Annotated in this window: 14 protein-coding genes; 5 read left to right on the top strand and 9 right to left on the bottom strand. The window is 58.3% G+C overall.

Features of this window, described 5'->3' with window-relative positions; translation table 11 throughout:
• Positions 1-317 precede the first annotated feature (317 nt).
• The 3 genes from SJY13_RS02060 (at position 318) to SJY13_RS02050 (ending at position 3,738) form a co-directional block, all read left to right on the top strand.
• Positions 318-2,069, top strand: a complete 1,752-nt coding sequence (locus SJY13_RS02060) for an acetolactate synthase 3 large subunit (protein WP_377187081.1) — start codon at positions 318-320, stop codon at positions 2,067-2,069.
• Positions 2,070-2,135: 66 nt separating this feature from the next.
• Positions 2,136-2,696, top strand: coding sequence for an acetolactate synthase small subunit (gene ilvN, locus SJY13_RS02055; RefSeq protein ID WP_377187078.1), 561 nt, complete (start codon positions 2,136-2,138; stop codon positions 2,694-2,696).
• A 289-nt stretch (positions 2,697-2,985) separates the two neighbouring features.
• The gene (locus tag SJY13_RS02050; protein ID WP_377187075.1) at positions 2,986-3,738 is read left to right on the top strand and encodes a helix-turn-helix domain-containing protein; all 753 of its coding nucleotides are present in this window, start codon (positions 2,986-2,988) and stop codon (positions 3,736-3,738) included.
• Between the two features lie 2 nt (positions 3,739-3,740).
• On the opposite strand, the gene SJY13_RS02045 is transcribed toward SJY13_RS02050, so the two are convergent.
• The 7 genes from SJY13_RS02045 to SJY13_RS02015 form a co-directional block, all read right to left on the bottom strand.
• A complete protein-coding gene (locus SJY13_RS02045; protein WP_377187072.1) occupies positions 3,741-4,523 on the bottom strand; it encodes a DUF2189 domain-containing protein in 783 nt (260 codons plus the stop codon).
• A gap of 31 nt (positions 4,524-4,554) precedes the next feature.
• On the bottom strand, positions 4,555-5,949 hold the full coding sequence (locus SJY13_RS02040; RefSeq protein ID WP_377187069.1) for an amidase: 1,395 nt from the start codon (positions 5,947-5,949) through the stop codon (positions 4,555-4,557).
• 108 nt (positions 5,950-6,057) lie between these two features.
• Entirely contained in the window at positions 6,058-6,744 is a 687-nt protein-coding gene (locus SJY13_RS02035; protein WP_377187066.1) for a M50 family metallopeptidase, read from the bottom strand.
• A 20-nt stretch (positions 6,745-6,764) separates the two neighbouring features.
• Complete coding sequence (gene prfB / locus SJY13_RS02030; protein ID WP_085820844.1) at positions 6,765-7,892, bottom strand: peptide chain release factor 2; 1,128 nt, start codon at positions 7,890-7,892, stop codon at positions 6,765-6,767.
• 92 nt (positions 7,893-7,984) lie between these two features.
• Positions 7,985-10,474, bottom strand: coding sequence for a penicillin-binding protein 1A (locus SJY13_RS02025; protein WP_377187062.1), 2,490 nt, complete (start codon positions 10,472-10,474; stop codon positions 7,985-7,987).
• A 95-nt stretch (positions 10,475-10,569) separates the two neighbouring features.
• Complete coding sequence (locus SJY13_RS02020; RefSeq protein ID WP_377187059.1) at positions 10,570-11,790, bottom strand: N-acetylmuramoyl-L-alanine amidase; 1,221 nt, start codon at positions 11,788-11,790, stop codon at positions 10,570-10,572.
• Positions 11,791-11,856: 66 nt separating this feature from the next.
• Positions 11,857-13,020 carry a pyridoxal phosphate-dependent aminotransferase gene (locus tag SJY13_RS02015; RefSeq protein ID WP_377187056.1) on the bottom strand — a complete coding sequence of 388 codons (1,164 nt, stop codon included), beginning with the start codon at positions 13,018-13,020 and terminating at the stop codon, positions 11,857-11,859.
• On the opposite strand from SJY13_RS02015, the gene SJY13_RS02010 reads away from it, so the two are divergent.
• Together SJY13_RS02010 and SJY13_RS02005 are read left to right on the top strand one after the other, a co-directional pair.
• A complete protein-coding gene (locus tag SJY13_RS02010; RefSeq protein ID WP_377187053.1) occupies positions 13,019-14,401 on the top strand; it encodes a M48 family metalloprotease in 1,383 nt (460 codons plus the stop codon). The genes SJY13_RS02015 and SJY13_RS02010 overlap by 2 nt on opposite strands.
• Complete coding sequence (locus SJY13_RS02005) at positions 14,398-15,156, top strand: DsbA family protein (protein WP_377187050.1); 759 nt, start codon at positions 14,398-14,400, stop codon at positions 15,154-15,156. Before SJY13_RS02010 ends, SJY13_RS02005 begins: the two co-directional genes overlap by 4 nt.
• A gap of 37 nt (positions 15,157-15,193) precedes the next feature.
• Here SJY13_RS02005 and SJY13_RS02000 read toward each other — a convergent pair whose 3' ends face one another.
• Together SJY13_RS02000 and ispG are read right to left on the bottom strand one after the other, a co-directional pair.
• Positions 15,194-15,763 (bottom strand): hypothetical protein, encoded by a 570-nt coding sequence (locus SJY13_RS02000; protein ID WP_377187047.1) that lies wholly within the window; start codon positions 15,761-15,763, stop codon positions 15,194-15,196.
• Positions 15,764-15,865: 102 nt separating this feature from the next.
• Positions 15,866-16,987, bottom strand: a complete 1,122-nt coding sequence (gene ispG / locus SJY13_RS01995) for a flavodoxin-dependent (E)-4-hydroxy-3-methylbut-2-enyl-diphosphate synthase (RefSeq protein WP_377187044.1) — start codon at positions 16,985-16,987, stop codon at positions 15,866-15,868.
• Positions 16,988-17,007 lie beyond the last annotated feature (20 nt).

The following is a 17,007-nucleotide window of genomic DNA, read 5'->3' as shown; positions in this document are numbered from 1 at the left end:
GAGCTGATGCGCCTAAAACCCCAACAAATTCGCGGAAATTCCCAAAACGCGTCAATCTGAGCAATAAAATGTCGCAAAATTCATCCCTCAGGTTAGAAAATTGGTGCAATTGGCTGTTGACGCCCCCTTTTCCCGACCATAATGTCGCCTTCAAGCTAAAAAGGAGCCTCTGGCGATGAGAACGCTAGTCGTAATCGTAGGAACCACGCGCATGGGCCGGTGACGGTAAACCATAATCGAACCCATGCGCCTCCGAAAATCTCGGGGGCTTTTTTTATGCGAAATGCAAGACACATGTCGCGAACGGAGCAAAGCAGATGACACGTGAGATGACCGGCGCAAAAATGGTAGTTCAGGCCCTCAAGGATCAGGGCGTGGACACGGTATTCGGATACCCCGGTGGCGCCGTCCTACCGATCTATGATGAGATCTTTCTGCAAAATGACATTCGCCATATTCTGGTGCGTCACGAACAGGGCGCGGTCCATGCCGCCGAAGGCTATGCCCGCTCGACCGGCAAACCCGGTGTGGCGCTTGTGACCTCGGGCCCTGGTGCCACCAACGCGGTGACCGGCCTGACGGATGCGCTGCTGGATTCGATCCCGATTGTGGTTCTGACCGGCCAGGTGCCCACCTTCATGATCGGCTCGGACGCGTTTCAAGAGGCCGATACCGTCGGCATCACCCGCCCCTGCACCAAGCATAACTGGTTGGTGAAGGACACGGATTCGCTGGCCGGAACGATGCATGAGGCCTTTCATGTCGCCACTTCGGGCCGCCCCGGTCCGGTGCTGGTCGACATTCCCAAGGACGTGCAGTTCGCCTCGGGTGAATATACTTCGCCCAGACCATCAACCTCGCACTACCAACCGGTGCTGAAAGGCGATCTGGAAGAGATCACCGAACTGGTCGCCGCGATTGAGACCGCCAAGAAACCCGTCTTCTATACGGGTGGCGGCGTCATCAATTCCGGACCTGCTGCCAGTCAATTGCTGCGCGAGTTGGTCGATGCGACCGGCTTTCCCATCACCTCGACCCTGATGGGCCTTGGGGCCTATCCGGCATCGGGAGAGAACTGGTTGGGTATGCTGGGCATGCATGGTCTTTATGAGGCCAATCTGGCGATGCATGATTGCGACCTGATGATCAATATCGGCGCACGGTTCGATGACCGGATCACCGGGCGGATCGATGCTTTCTCGCCCAATTCGAAAAAGGCCCATATCGACATCGACCCGTCTTCGATCAACAAAGTGATCCGCGTGGACATCCCGATTGTCGGCGACGTGGCCCATGTGCTGGAAGACATCCTGAAGGTCTGGAAAGCGCGCGGACGCAAGACTGACGTGGCGAACGTCAAGCAGTGGCAGGGTCAAATTTCTGAATGGCGCAAGGTGAACTGCCTAGCCTACACCAACAGCGAAAAGACTATCAAACCGCAATACGCGCTGGAGCGGCTTGAAGAACTCACCAAAAAGCATGATCGCTATATCTGCACTGAAGTGGGTCAACACCAGATGTGGGCCGCGCAGTATCTTGACTTCGAAGATCCGAACCGCTGGATGACGTCCGGCGGGCTGGGCACGATGGGCTATGGTTTCCCGGCCTCCATCGGCGTTCAGATGGCGCACCCGGACGCACTGGTGATCAATGTGGCGGGTGAGGCCTCGTGGTTGATGAACATGCAGGAAATGGGCACCGCCGCTCAGTATCGCTTGCCGGTCAAACAGTTCATCCTGAACAATGAACGGCTGGGCATGGTGCGCCAGTGGCAGGAACTGCTGCATGGCGAGCGCTATTCGAATTCCTGGTCCGAGGCCCTGCCCGATTTCGTCAAACTCGCCGAGGCATTTGGCGCCAAAGGCATCCTGTGTTCCGACCCGGCTGATCTGGACGACGCGATCATGGAGATGATCAATTATGACGGTCCGGTGATCTTTGACTGCCTGGTCGAAAAGCACGAGAACTGTTTCCCCATGATCCCGTCGGGTAAGGCGCATAACGAGATGCTGCTGGGCGAAGCCGAAACGCAGGGCGTGATCGACTCCAAAGGTTCGGTTCTGGTCTAACAAAATTCGACGAATTTTGTCGGGCGCTGACGCGCCTGGCACTTCAAGTTGACGAAAGGGACATAAATGTCTGCCCTACATATCAAAAAAGGCTCCACCCGCCATTCGGCCTATAACCTACGGCCCACCTTCTCGGACGTTCAGGAACGCCATACCATCGCGGTTCTGGTCGAAAACGAACCGGGTGTGCTGGCCCGTGTCATCGGCCTGTTCTCGGGACGTGGGTACAACATTGAAAGCCTGACGGTGGCCGAGGTTGATCACACCGGCCACCTGAGCCGCATCACCATCGTCACCACCGGCACCCCGCAGGTCATCGAACAGATCAAGGCGCAGCTTGGCAGGATTGTTTCGGTGCGTGACGTGCATGATCTGACCGTCGAGGGCGCATCAGTCGAACGTGAACTGGCGATCATCAAGGTCGTCGGCGAAGGTGACAAGCGGGTCGAAGCACTGCGACTGGCCGATATCTTCCGTGCCAATGTAGTCGACAGTACTCTGAATTCTTTCATCTTTGAAATCACCGGTGCGCCCGACAAGATCGACGCCTTTGCTGACCTGATGCGCCCTCTGGGGCTGGCCGAGATCGCCCGGACCGGTGTTGCCGCCCTGTTGCGCGGTGAATAAGAACCTCCCCACCCTGTAACACGGGTGGGGACACACGCCCTGTCTTGCGCAGGACAGCGTCTGAAATTGCCCACCTTGAGTGCTTATTGTACAATTCAGCCGAAAAAGATCACGCAAAACAAGATAAAGCCTATTGCCTTTGTTGCACTGGTCGTTAGCCTTTGGGTGTGACGAGGCGATGGGATGCGCCCGTCAGTGTCAGCAGTACGATTTTTGACGCATACTCGGCCTTCCGGTCGGTTTTGCTGCGTTTTTCATAAAAAACGAGTATCAAGAACCTGGGACGAACATGACTAGAGACATCCGCAACCCTGCTGAACTCCGCAGGATGTTCGGCGCCAATCTCAGGCGTCTTGCACAGCAGTATTCGTCAGTTTCAGAACTCTGCCGGCAGCTTGGGATCAATCGGACTCAATTCAACAGGTATCTTGGCGGCGAGAGCTTTCCGCGGCCTGATGTGCTGGACCGCATCTGCCGTTTTTTCGAGGTCGACGCCCGCATTCTGCTGCGCCCTTTGGATGAGATCGACCGTGCCCCGGCGCACCCGGCGGCTGCGGCGCTGAGTGATTTTCTGGGCTCCGGCCCGACCACGCTGACCGAAAACCTTTTTCCGGCTGGATTCTATTACGCCACCGAAACCGAGCTGGACGAGCCTCAGCCCTCTAGACACAGGCTGTTTCAGGCGCGCCGGTTGCCGCAATGCACGATCGTTCGGGGATATGAACCCCACCCGGTCATGCCCGGCCTTCCCCCCGCCGAGCGCGAAATACAGGGCATCGCAGCCTGTGCCGGTCAGCAGATCTATATCCTGATGTCCTGCCGAGCTTCACAAAACAGCCGTATCTACCTGGTGACACGCGGGACGGATGAAAACGCTGATCGCTGGCGTGGCGTCGCCATCTGCCTGTCCAAAACAACGGCCAGTGCGACAACGATGCGGCGCATTCTTCTGCGCCATCTTGGCGAGGACCCAGGCGCAGTCCTTGCGGCCGCGCGCACAGCCCGGCATTCGGAACGCCCGGCACCGCAGCCCGTTGGGTAAAGCTATGCCGGGGTCTGGTCGCTGGCCTGTGTGATCAGCCGGTACAAATGCCAGCTGGCATGGCCCAACAGCGGTAATACGATGAACAGTCCCAAAAACCACGGGATCATGGCCACAAAGGTTATGACCGCGATAAACGCGCCCCACCCCAGCATGATCATCGGGTTTTCTTTGACATAGCCAAAACTGGCGATCATGGCTGTCACGAAATCCAGTTCGCGATCCAGCAACATCGGGATCGACAGAACGGTAATCATATACAGGACCGTCGCAAACACTGCCCCTACGGCTGTGCCTACGACCAGCATCGTCAACCCGTTCGCCGTCAAAAATACATCAAGGGACGATGACACATTGGTCATCGTTGACAGCCCCATGAACAGGGCAAAGATCATGTGCCCTAGAAAGAACCAGAATAAAAACATTACCACGATGATCGCACAGATCGAGGGAAGCTGACGGCGGCCTTGCTGCACCATGACCCCAAAAATAGACCTGAGGCCAAGCGGCTCCCGAAGCTCCAACCGGTGAGAAACCTCATACAACTCTACAACTGCAAAGGGCCCAAGCAGCGGAAAGCCGATGGCTGCAAGGACCAGCCAAAACGTCGTGCCGGTCTGCACCGTCACCCAGGCCATGGCCCAACCGGACAAAACAAAAAAGCCAGCGATCAAAAGTCCGTAAATCGGTGCTTTGCGAAAATCACGCCACGCCCGCCGCAAGGCTTCGCGTAGCATTCCGACATCTACCGGCCCCATCTCCGGAACGCCAAATTGCTTATCCATGACGTCTCTCCTCTCTTACCCGGCGCTGCCGTCAGGCCGGTCGTTTTTGTGGCCACCTTGTGGAAGCATGATATGCAGCCCCAATCGACAAAATGCGCGCATCCGCGCCTCGCGGACCAATAACCTGCATGCCCATCGGAAGGCCATAGGCCCCGAACCCAACGGGAACCGACAAACTGGGCAAACCGATCAGACTGGCTGGAACAACGACCTGCATCCAACGATGGTAAGTATCCATTCTTTTGCCTGCGATTTCAGTTGGGTACGGCGTTTCGATTTCAAACGGCCAAACCTGTGCTGACGGCAGGATCAGGGCGTCATACTCTTCGAACACCTCAACCGCGCGCCGAAACCACTGGGATCTTTCAACACTTGCGCGATGGACTTGCATAGCCGTCAAGGCCAGGCCGCGATCCAGCTCCCATTGTGCGGTATCTTTCAGCGCCGACCGATGCTCGCTCAACGGGACGAGGTTTGCAGCAATGCTCCATGATCGCAGGGTAACCCAGCTGTCCCACATCCGCTCGGCCTCAAACGGCGGCGCGAGGTGATCAACCTCAGCACCAAGTTCGGTGAACACAGACAACGCATCCCGACACAGATCGCGTATCCCATCCTCGAAAGGAAAGGCCCCGCCCCAGTCATCCAGCCAGCCGATCCGCAATCCCCGCATCTCGGCGGGTTGAACGGGCGTAACCGGCGCGTATGGCACCCCGTGAGGGTGCCTTGGATCAGGCCCCGACATCACATCCAGCAAAAGGCCCAAATCTTCCGGGCTCCGCGCCATTGGGCCAAGCGTGCTGAGTTGATGCAGGTAGCCATCGCCATCAGGCTCGGACGGAACCCGCCCCCAGCTGGGACGAAACCCGTAGACATTGTTCCAGGCAGCCGGATTGCGCAGGCTGCCCATCATGTCGGACCCGTCGGCCAAGGCAACCATGCCGGTCGCCAGCGCCACCGCCGCCCCGCCGGATGACCCGCCACATGTCCGCTTCGGATTATACGGATTACAGGTCGTGCCATAGACCGGGTTGAACGTATGTGAACCCAGCCCGAATTCGGGCGTATTGGTTTTGCCGATCAGAATCGCGCCTGCGGCCCGCATCCGCTGCGCAATCAGATCGTCTTGTTGCGGTACGTTATCCTGAAAGATCGGCGAACCTTGCGACGTTACGATGCCCGCGACATTTACCAAATCCTTCACGGCAATAGGCAAACCATGCAAGGGACCAACCTTCGGCCCGGCATCCAAGGCGCGTGCTTCGGCCATTAACGCGTCCCTGTCGCGCAATGCAACAACGGCATTCAGCGCACCGTTGACCGCATCAATCCGATCAAGGGTCATTTGCATCAGCTCGACCGCCGAGAGACGCCCGTCGGACATCGCGTTCAACAAATCACTTGCGGTTGTCTGGCTCAGATCCATACGCGTTCCATCAGCTGGTGTGTCAGTCTTTTACGCGCAGCCTAACCGGGGCTCATCGCCATTTAAACCTACAGTGTGAATACATCTTTGTGCCAGTTCCGTCCGGCGTCACTTTGCGTTGAAGTCAAATCGCAAGTTGCTGTTGCTCCCAAGAAAAAACCTCAGGCACAGAAAGATCGAAAAGATGCTCAGCACCAGCCACGCACCACCCCACAGCATGGTCGCTCCGCCGAATTCCTCGGCCAGCATATAGGCGTCCGAACGTATGCCCGAGCGCCGGATCGTGTCGTCGAAAATATCGTAGGGAACGTAAATCGTACTGGTCAGCCCAATGACCCGCAAAACCAGATCGCACAAGGGGCGGCCCAGAAACCACGCCATGGCAAGCAAAGCGGCACCAACGCCCACACAGAACGTCATCGCAAAAAGGTCACGGACGTAAAGTAATGTCACCAACAGCATGATGCCACCAAAACCGCCAAGTACCGCGCGATCCCAGTGCGTGCGCAAAGCTATGACTAAAAGACCCATCCCAAGCGCCAGTGAACCGAGATAGCCGGCAGACAAGCTCAGAAACCTGTTGCCGCCGCGACCAATGACAAGACCGCCCTGTTGCGGAGATATCGTGAAGCTTTCCACCGACCCGCCGGTCAGAACAATCGCGATTGCGTGCGACAGCTCATGCATAAAAACAACTAGTATCTTCAGCGGTAGCACAATCCTTGTGGGCCAGAATAAGAACACCAGCACAACAATCGCAATAAGCTGCCAATGGCCTTTGATCAGGTTCAGCAAGGGTACGCGCGAAACTGCTATCAGACTTCGCCCTGTGCCTCAGAGCGGCTTTTGCCCGATACGTTCAAGGCCAGCGTGGCCGCCATGAATTCGTCCAGATCACCATCCAGAACGCCCTTTGTGTCCGAGGTCTCGTGATTGGTACGCAGGTCTTTGACCATCTGATACGGCTGCAAGACATAAGACCGGATCTGGTTGCCCCAACCCGCATCGCCCTTGGCCTCATGCGCCGCGTTGATGTCGGCGTGGCGGCGATCCAGCTCTTGCTGGTACAGGCGTGATTTCAGCGCCTTCATGGCGATATCGCGGTTTTGGTGCTGCGACTTGACCGAGCTGGTCACGACGATTCCGGTCGGAATATGTGTGATCCGTACTGCTGAATCCGTCGTGTTCACGTGCTGACCGCCCGCGCCCGACGATCGATAAGTATCGATGCGGATATCCGCCGGGTTGACCTCAATCTCGATATTGTCATCGACCACGGGATACACCCAGACCGAACTGAACGAGGTATGCCGCTTGGCCGCCGAGTCAAAGGGCGAAATCCGCACCAACCGATGCACGCCGCTTTCGGATTTCAGCCAGCCATAGGCGTTGTGACCCGAAATCTTATAGGCGGCTGATTTGATCCCCGCCTCTTCGCCCGAGGTCTCGGATTGCAGCTCGACCGTATAGCCCTTTTTCTCGGCCCAGCGCACATACATACGCGCCAGTATCGAGGCCCAGTCACAGCTTTCGGTCCCACCTGCGCCCGAGTTGATCTCGAGGAAGGTATCGTTGCTGTCGGCTTCACCATCCAACAAGGCTTCAAGCTCTTTCTTGGCGGCTTTGGCACCCAGTTTTTTGATGGCGTCCTCGGCGTCAGTGACGACCTCTTCGTCCTCTTCCATCTCACCCAGTTCGATCAGCTCGATATTGTCGCTCAGATCGGTCTTGATGGACTCGTAGATTTCAATCGCGTCGACCAGCATCTGCCGTTCGCGCATCAGTTTTTGCGCTTTCTCGGGGCTGTCCCACAGGTTGGGGTCCTCGACACGCGCGTTGAATTCCTCAAGGCGATGCGGGGCGGTTTCATAGTCCATACGCTGCGCCAGCAGCTCCAGCGACTTTTCAATTTCCGCCACGGTATTCTGGGTTTCGGCGCGCATGGTCAGGTCCCAACTTGCTCAATCAGGTCTGCGTGATAGCAAGAGGTTCCCGTCACCACAAGACAGCGGAGACCCGAAACCCGGTTGTCTGATCAGTAAAGGCCGCCGCCTTGCAGGTCACCCTGATTGGCGTTCGGTCCAACCGTGACGGTGTTGCCAGTCGAGGTCTGGACCTGCCGGCCAGAACTTTGCACCTCTTCGAACAGTGGCAGTTCCGAGCCGACAGCAAAGCCTCCGTCATAGATACGGTCGATAAAGCCATCGACGCCGTCGCGGAAGTATTCGGCGACAACGTAATCTCCGCTGGCATCAGCTGGCAGGCGGGCGCCGCTGAAACGGTCGATCTTTATAAAATGGCCACCTTCCGGCACTTCAAATGGGCCACCGCCGTATTTCTCGACCGCCTGTTCCATAAAGCTCTGGAACACCGGTCCGCACAGGGTACCGCCATAGGCCCCCCGACCCATCGGACGGGGGCGGTCGTAGCCGATGTAACAGCCCGCAACGATGTTCGATGTGAATCCGATGAACCACGCGTCCTTGGATTCGTTGGTGGTGCCGGTCTTGCCCGCAGTGGGCACAGGCAGGTTGACCACGCGGGATGCTGTGCCGCGATCCACGACGCCCTTCATCATCGACGTCAACTGATAGGCGGTGATCGCATCCATTACCTGGCTGCGGTTGGTCTCGATTGTTGGCGACTCGTCCGGCTCCAGCCAAGTCGAATTACAATCCAGGCACTGGCGGTCATCATGACGATAGATCGTCTTGCCAAACCGGTCCTGAATGCGGTCGACCAAGGTGGGTTCAACCCGCTCGCCGCCATTGGCGAACATCGCATAGGCAGCGACCATTTTGTACAGCGTGGTCTCTTCGGATCCCAGCGAGTTCGCCAGAAATGCGCCCATCCTGTCATACACTCCGAACCGTTCGGCATAACCGGCCACAACGGGCATCGTGACCTCTTGTGCCAGTCGGATGGTCATCAAGTTCCGCGACTGTTCGATCCCGGTGCGCAGCGGTGTGGGGCCATAGAACTTGTTCGACGAGTTCTTGGGCCGCCACAGGCCCTGCGGTGTGTCCACCTCGATCGGGGCGTCGACTACGATGGTCGCGGGGCTATAGCCACTGTCCAGTGCAGCTGCGTAAACGAAAGGCTTAAAACTGGAACCCGGCTGGCGCTGCGCCTGCGTGGCGCGGTTGAAAACCGTGTCCTGATATGAGAACCCGCCCTGCATGGCCAGAACCCGGCCCGAGTTCACGTCCATTGCAACGAAACCACCCTGCACTTCGGGGATTTGACGCGCAGACCACTGCCCTTCTTCCGCAGCCATCGCCAGAATGACATCGCCGCGTTTGAAATTGGCACCGAAATCGCCCTGCATCCACTTGATGTCAGACCGGGGGATGACGCCATTTGCCGGACCGTCCTCGATCCCGACGGTCAGAGACTGCTCTGACACGTTCAGAACCACGGCTGGATACCACAGCGTCGGAAGAATCACGTCGCGGGGGATTTCCATAATCGCCAGTGCCTCGCGCCACTGCGATTTATCGCCCAGCTTCTCTTCGGGGATCACCTCTCCGGTGCCGCGCCATTTGCCGCGAGAGCGGTCATATTTCTGCAAGGCTTCTCGCAGCGCACGGGCTGCTTCGACTTGCATTTCCTCATCAACCGATGCGCGGACGGTAAAGCCGCCAGTAAAGAACTCACCCTCGCCAAAATCTTCGCTCAGCTGGCGGCGGATTTCGTCGGTGAAATAGTCACGTGGCGGCAGCGCAGTGCGGAAGCTTTCAAAATCACCATTCTGAACCGAGCGGAGAGGCATTTCGACTTCGGCCTCATAAGTGGCTTGATCGATGTAACCGTTCTGGTTCATCTCGCGCAGAACATAATCCCGCCGCGCCAGCAGCCGCTCGCGTTGCCGCACTGGATGATAATCCGACGGGGCTTTGGGCATAGCCGCCAGAGTTGCGGCCTCATGCGGGGCCAGTTCCTGCAACGTTTTGTTGAAATAGGTCTGCGCAGCGGCGGTCACCCCGTAAGAGTTCTGGCCAAGAAAAATCTCGTTCATGTAAAGTTCGAGAATCTGTTCCTTGTCTAGCGTATCCTCAAGCCGGGTGGCGAGGATGATCTCTTTGATCTTGCGTTCTGCCCGACGATCCCCCGACAACAGGAAGTTCTTCATCACCTGCTGGGTGATGGTCGAGGCACCCCGAACAGTTTCCCCTTTGGATCGGACAGCCTCAACCCCTGCTGCGATAATGCCGCGCGGATCATAGCCCTGATGGGTGTAGAAATTCTTGTCTTCGGCCGAGATAAAGGCCTGTTTCACCAGATCGGGAATGTCCTCGGACGGGGTGAACAGGCGGCGTTCCTGCGCAAATTCGTCGATCAACTGCCCCTCACCAGAGTAAATCCGGCTGATCGTCGGCGGCTTGTATTGCGCCAGCGACTCATGGCTTGGCAAGTCACGGCCATACATCCAGAACACCGCGCCAACCACCAGCGCAGCCATAAAAATACCCAAGGTCACGAGGCTGAAGATCGCCCCGAAAATCGAAAGAATGAAACGGATCACGTTACTGCCTTTTACTCGCGCTGCCGCCTATATAGTGTCGCCGCGGCACAGGGTCAAAACACGATGGCCAATAATAGCCTGTTTGCGCCGTGGGGTCACTGTCCAATCAGGGATCGTTTGACCAGATCTTCGCGCCGCCAATTTTCCAAACCACTTACAAGCCCGCGCGCCAGTCCTGCACGCCATTCTGGATTTCGTATGTTTTTCAGGTCTCTGGGGCTGGACAGAAACCCAAGTTCAACCAAAACCGACGGGATATCCGCCGCTTTTAGTACCGAAAATGAAGCCGTACGGATCGGACGGTTATTCATAGGCCCACCCTGCTGGGTCATCCCATCGGCCAGCGCCCGCGCCAGCGCATCGGTGCGTGGTTTGGTTTCTTGTCGGGCGATATCCAGCAGAACATCAGCCACCTGATCGTCTGCGCCGCTCAGATCGACGCCGGAAATCAGATCGCCCCGGTCGTGACGCTCGGCCAGTTTGTGGCTGGCGACGTCCGAAGCCTCATCCGACAGCGTATAAACCGCCGCCCCATGCGCGCGCCCTTCGGACAGGATATCCGCGTGCAGTGAGATAAAGATATCCGCCCCGGCCCGGTGCGCCAGCGCGATGCGGCGTTCCAGCGAGACGAACTGATCATCGACCCGGGTCATCACCACCTGATACCCGCCCGTGCGCAGCAGCAATTCGCGCAGTTCCCGGGCAAATGTCAGCATCAGGGTTTTTTCGTCCGTGCCATCAACCTCGGCCCCCGGGTCGATCCCGCCATGGCCTGGATCAAGCATAACGCGCAGCACGCTCGTGCTATTTGTACCGGGCATGGTGGGCGTGACCGCAGGTTCGGGCAGATCCCAATCCGGCTGACGTGGGGCACCTGCGCTGGCCGCGAACGTGTCAAAATCCGTTCCCTGCAATCGCAGAGACAGCTGCGCCGCGCCCGTGTCCTGATCCACCCTCAGATCAGCCGCACCAACGGCCAGAGGGGCCCCAAGTTCCAGTACCATGCGCGACCATCCCGGGACATAAGCTCCGAATTGCACGCCGCTGATACGGTCGGTCTGCAGGAAGGCCTCGCTGTCCAGACCGGTCCAGTCGACCTCTTGGAAGTCCAGAACCATGCGGTAGGGGTCGCGCAGGGTGAACACCCGGTACGGCACCCCCTGGCTAAGGCCAAGGTCCAGCCGTACTCCGGCGCGACCGTCATCAGTGATGCGGCTTTCGTCCGGCAACACCCGTGCCAATGCGCTGAAATCATGCGCGAAGGCGGCACCGGTCAGCGCCCAGATCAGCGCGATAGCATAGAAAATTCTGCTCATGGCCTCAAGTTTTCCCGAGATCGTTTAGACGGCAGCCTATCGCATACCGGTAGTTTTGTGAACGGGTCAGACCTGTTCCGTGATCGCAGACCGCTGGGCCATGAATTGGCACAGCCGGAGTAGCCCTTCCTCAATATCCGCCGTGGATCGCGCATACGAGAACCGCAATGTCCGATGCCCCCGGTCCGGGTCGAAATCCAGCCCCGGCGTGACTGCCACCCCAGCTTTGTCCAGTATTTCAGCGGCAAAGGCGCGGCTGTCATCGGTCAGGTCGGAGACATCCGCATAGACGTAAAACGCCCCGTCAGGCGGTGCGATATTGGTGAATCCCGCCTTAGGCAGCCCCTCAAGCATCAACAACCGGTTGCGCCGATACACGTCCAGATTGGCCTGCAACTCTGTGTCGCAATCCATCGCTGCCAGCGCCGCCACCTGACTGGCATGAGGGGCACAGATGAACATGTTTTGGGCGATCCGCTCGACCACACGTACCTGATCCTCGGGCACCACCATCCAGCCAACGCGCCATCCTGTCATTGAGAAATACTTGGAGAACGAGTTGATCACATAGCATTCGTCCGTCAGCTCCAGTGCCGTGACGGCTTTGGCCTCGTACTCCAGGCCGTGGTAAATCTCATCACTGATGAACGAGGCACCCTGCCCGTGTGCCGCCTCGATCAGCGCGCCCATCGAGGCGCGGTTCAGCATGGTTCCAGTTGGGTTTGCCGGGGATGCAACCATGAGGCCCTGCAGGTTCTGACCAGTGAAGTCCGCAGGTACCGGTTGCAGGCGGTTGCCGGGCGCGGTTGGCAAATCAACCGGCACCAGACCCAGCGCCTTGAGAATCTGCCGGTACGAGGGGTATCCCGGCGCACCGATGCCCACGCGATCCCCGCTGTCGAACAGCGCGGTGAACGCCAGCAGAAACCCGCCAGACGAGCCCGGCGTGATCACCACACGTTCGGGATTTAGATCGACATTGTACCACTCGCCATACAGGCGCGCGATCCGCTGGCGCAGCGCCGGCAGGCCCAAGGCCACCGTGTAACCCAGCGGGCCTTGCTCCATCGCTTTGGCAAGGGCCGCTACCGCCCTTTTGGGGGCGCCGGTTCCGGGCTGGCCGACCTCCATATGAATGATGTGGCGCCCGGCCTCTTCGGCCTGTCGCGCAGCCTCCATCACGTCCATCACGATAAAGGGATCGACCCCGGACCGGGTTGAGTTTCTCATGCCCATCTCCCATGTTGCAGCCATGGCTTTTGAACGTGTATCCAGGCTGGCGTCAATCCCGGCCTTGTTGCTGGTTGCAGTGACATGGATGACCGGCGCTGTTCAAAGCGCGGCGCAAGGCCTGATCCGGGACGCCGATATCGAATACGGGCTGCGCGAACTGGCCTTTCCCGTTCTGCGCGCTGCTGGTCTGAACACCAACCGGGTGCGTATTCTGGTCGTCAATGACAGCACGTTCAACGCTTTTGTCATAGATTACAACGCGATCTACCTGAATTACGGTCTGATCCTGACCGTCGAAAGCCCCGAGATGTTACAAGCTGTCATCGCGCATGAAGCCGCCCATATCGCCAACGGTCACCTTGCCAGGCGGGTTGAAAACCTCAGGGCGGCGCAGCGCAAAGCAAGATTGGGCACCGCACTGGCCCTTGTCGCCGCAGCCGCTGGCGGCGGTGAAGCCGCCGCGGGTATCGCCGCAGGAACATCCTCGGCCGCGCTGCGCAGTTTTCTGGGCCATACAAGGGCCGAGGAATCCTCGGCCGATCGAAGCGCTGCCAGCTATCTCAGGCTGGCGGGAATCTCGCCCAGTGGGATGGTCGCGCTGCATCGCAAGTTTGCAGGGCAGGAATTGTTGAATTATGCCAATCAGGACCCGTATATGCGGTCCCACCCCACCAGCCGCGAGCGTCTGCGCGCAGCCGAGGCGTTTATGGCCGAGTTCGAAGATTGGGCTGTTGCTAATCAAAACTCAGATTACTGGTTTTCCCGGGTCAAAGGGAAACTGTCTGCATTCCTCAGGTCGCCCAATTGGACCTTGCGGCGTTCCAAAGAGGAAAACGCGCAAGATATTCGCCTGATGCGCGAGGCCGCGGCCCACCACCAGAACCGCAACCTTGCAAAAGCCCGCGCGGCAATTGACCAGGCGTTGGCCATTCGCCCGGATGATCCGTTCTATTACGAACTCAAAGGTCAAATACTGCTGGAAAACAGGCAGGTACAAGACGCAGTTACAGCCTATGGCCAGGCCGTGGACATGGCGCCAAACGATGCCCTGATCCTGGCGGGGTATGGCCGGGCGTTGCTGGCGCAGGGAGACACAAAGAACGCCCTGCAAGTGCTTGAAAAGGCCCGTGCCCGAGACTACCGAGACGTGCGCCTGATGCAGGACCTGGGTATGGCCTACGCCAAGGTCGGGAACACCGGTATGGCGTCAGCCGTCACCGCAGAACGGTATGCCTTGCAAGGCCGGTTAGAAGATGCAGGTATCCACGCAAAACGCGCCATGGGGCAGTTGCCGGAAGGCTCACCTGGTTGGCAAAGGGCGCAGGATGTGTTCATTGCCTCTGAAAACGCCAAGAAAAAGAAAAGGAAACGGAAATGATCCTCAGACACGCTGTGCCGGCCCTTCTGGGGCTTTCCTTGATCACGGGCCCTGTGCAGGCCCTGGACCTGAATGCCATGAGCGATGCGGAACGTGCAGAGTTTGGCGAACAGGTTCGCGATTACCTACTGGAAAACCCCGAGGTGATTATCGAGGCGATCAACATCCTCGAACAACGCAACGCCGAGGCCGAGGCGGTTGCCGACAAGGAACTGGTCGCTGCCAACGCGGATGCCCTGTTCAACGACGGCTATAGCTGGGTTGGTGGCAATCCGGACGGTGATATCACCCTGGTTGAGTTCATGGACTATCGTTGTGGCTATTGCCGCCGCGCGGTCCCCGAAGTGGCCAACCTGTTGTCCGAGGACGGCAATATCCGTCTTGTGATCAAAGAACTGCCCATTCTGGGGGATGCGTCGGTCCTGTCCTCTCGGTTCGCTGTTGCCACCAAGCACGTGGCGGGCGATGACGCCTATAAACAGGTGCATGACGCGCTGTTGGAGTTCAGCGGAGACCCTTCTGAGGTGACCCTACGCCGTATCTCGGACGGGCTGGGGTTGGACAGCGATGCCATACTGGCGGCGATGGACAGCGATCAGGTGACGGATGAGATCACCCAGACCCGCGAACTGGCGCAGCGGATGAACATCTCAGGGACACCGTCCTTTGTGCTGGGCACCGAGATGCTGCGCGGCTTCTTGCCCGCCGACCAAATGCTGCAAATCGTCGACGGCGTCCGCGCCGAACAAGGCTAAATGAAGGGGGCGGACCGACGACCGCCCCCTTCACATTTTAATCGTAGGGGTAAGGCGCGTCACATTTCATCGACACGACCCACGTCGGAGAGCCATCCGTTCTGAAGTGGGTCGCGGGAATTGTTTCGCCCTTGATGCCGGCTGGAATGACATCACGGCCCTGCCGCTGACTTTCAGTTTGAATCGCCTGCAAATCCTGGGGGTCGGAGTATTTACGGATCCCGGTATTTTCGGTGATCGGACCCGACGGACAATAGGTCGCGCGCGCAATCTGTTGCGCGAAAGCAAAAGCTGCATTCGCGTCTTTACCGTCGCGCAATGACAATGCAACCCGAGAAGTCAGTTGCGGATCAACTGTCATAACCGGCGTCAGACTACCTTTTGGTTTACCTTTGCCACCCGGGCTGATCCGCACATCGGTTCGTGTTGTGGTCCCATTGTGGCTCCACCCCGTGACGTTGACGGACAAATATCCAAGCTGCGTGCCCTGCGTCGGAGGCACCGGGACATGAATAAAGCTTGGACGCTTGTCATAGTCATTTGACGGGCTGCTGCAGGCAGCCAACGCGGCGACCAGCAGCCCCGCGCAAATTGTATTGAGTTTCAACGTTCACTGCTCCGGGAATTGGGTTCGTTGCTGCCACTTATAGCCGCAATTCAGGCCGCATCATGGCGCAGTTCTCTGTGAAGCAGAACCCCGGGTTAAGACCTACTCCGCCGCCTCTTGCACGGCATCCAGTTCTGCTGCCTTTTTCTCCACCTCTTCGACGATATGGTCGATCATCTGATCGTTGGACATCTTATGGCTGGCTTTGCCTGCCAGATACACCATGCCCGATCCCGCCCCACCGCCGGTAAAGCCCACATCGGTCATCAGCGCCTCACCGGGGCCATTTACGACGCAGCCGATGATAGACAGGCTCATCGGTGTTTTGATGTGTTCCAACCGGTGCTCCAACGCCTCGACGGTCTTGATCACGTCGAACCCCTGACGCGCGCAGGACGGGCACGAGATGATGTTGACGCCGCGATGGCGCAGGCCCAGGGATTTCAGGATTTCAAAGCCGACCTTGACCTCTTCGACCGGGTCGGCGGACAGGCTGACGCGGATCGTATCGCCGATGCCCATCCACAACAGATTGCCCAATCCGATGGCGGACTTGATCGTGCCGGACACGAGCCCGCCGGCCTCGGTGATTCCTAGATGGATTGGCGCATCCGTGGCCTCGGCAATGCCCTGATAGGCAGCCGCAGACAAAAAGACATCGCTGGCCTTCACGCTGATCTTGAAGTTGTGAAAGTCGTTATCTTGTAGAATGCGGATATGTTCCAGCCCGCTTTCGACCATCGCATCGGGGCAAGGTTCGCCATATTTCTCAAGCAGGTGCTTTTCTAGGCTGCCAGCATTCACTCCGATCCGGATCGAGCAATTGTGGTCCTTTGCGGCGTTGATAACCTCTTTGACGCGTTTTTCATCACCGATATTGCCCGGGTTGATACGCAAACAAGCCGCTCCGGCTTCGGCTGCCTCGATCCCGCGGCGGTAATGAAAATGGATATCGGCGACAATCGGCACCGGACTTTCGCGCACGATGTCCTTCAGGGCCTTCGAAGACGCCTCATCCGGGACAGAAACCCGCACGATGTCTGCGCCCGCTTCGGCCGCGGCCTGCACCTGCGCAACTGTCGCCGCCACATCCGTGGTCAGCGTATTGGTCATTGTCTGAACGGCAATGGGTGCGTCCCCCCCAACGGGAACGTCTCCGACCATGATCTGACGGGATTTGCGGCGGTAGATATTGCGCCACGGACGAACGTGATTGAGCGACATGGGAACAGGTCCAAGACAGG

Origin of the sequence: Ruegeria meonggei, from assembly GCF_042768335.1 — a bacterium.
Taxonomy (GTDB): domain Bacteria; phylum Pseudomonadota; class Alphaproteobacteria; order Rhodobacterales; family Rhodobacteraceae; genus Ruegeria; species Ruegeria meonggei.
Note: the sequence above shows the minus strand (reverse complement) of the source record. Positions and strands in the feature narration are given on the sequence as shown.

Excerpts from the sequence above, each read along its gene's own strand:
- SJY13_RS02040 (WP_377187069.1), bottom strand. The coding sequence starts at position 5,949 with ATGGATCTGAGCCAGACAACCGCAAGTGATTTGTTGAACGCGATGTCC.
- ilvN (WP_377187078.1), top strand. The coding sequence starts at position 2,136 with ATGTCTGCCCTACATATCAAAAAAGGCTCCACCCGCCATTCGGCCTAT.
- SJY13_RS02010 (WP_377187053.1), top strand. The coding sequence starts at position 13,019 with ATGCCCATCTCCCATGTTGCAGCCATGGCTTTTGAACGTGTATCCAGG.
- SJY13_RS02015 (WP_377187056.1), bottom strand. The coding sequence starts at position 13,020 with ATGAGAAACTCAACCCGGTCCGGGGTCGATCCCTTTATCGTGATGGAC.
- SJY13_RS02045 (WP_377187072.1), bottom strand. The coding sequence starts at position 4,523 with ATGGATAAGCAATTTGGCGTTCCGGAGATGGGGCCGGTAGATGTCGGA.
- SJY13_RS02060 (WP_377187081.1), top strand. The coding sequence starts at position 318 with ATGACACGTGAGATGACCGGCGCAAAAATGGTAGTTCAGGCCCTCAAG.
- prfB (WP_085820844.1), bottom strand. The coding sequence starts at position 7,892 with ATGCGCGCCGAAACCCAGAATACCGTGGCGGAAATTGAAAAGTCGCTG.
- SJY13_RS02020 (WP_377187059.1), bottom strand. The coding sequence starts at position 11,790 with ATGAGCAGAATTTTCTATGCTATCGCGCTGATCTGGGCGCTGACCGGT.
- SJY13_RS02005 (WP_377187050.1), top strand. The coding sequence starts at position 14,398 with ATGATCCTCAGACACGCTGTGCCGGCCCTTCTGGGGCTTTCCTTGATC.
- ispG (WP_377187044.1), bottom strand. The coding sequence starts at position 16,987 with ATGTCGCTCAATCACGTTCGTCCGTGGCGCAATATCTACCGCCGCAAA.
- SJY13_RS02050 (WP_377187075.1), top strand. The coding sequence starts at position 2,986 with ATGACTAGAGACATCCGCAACCCTGCTGAACTCCGCAGGATGTTCGGC.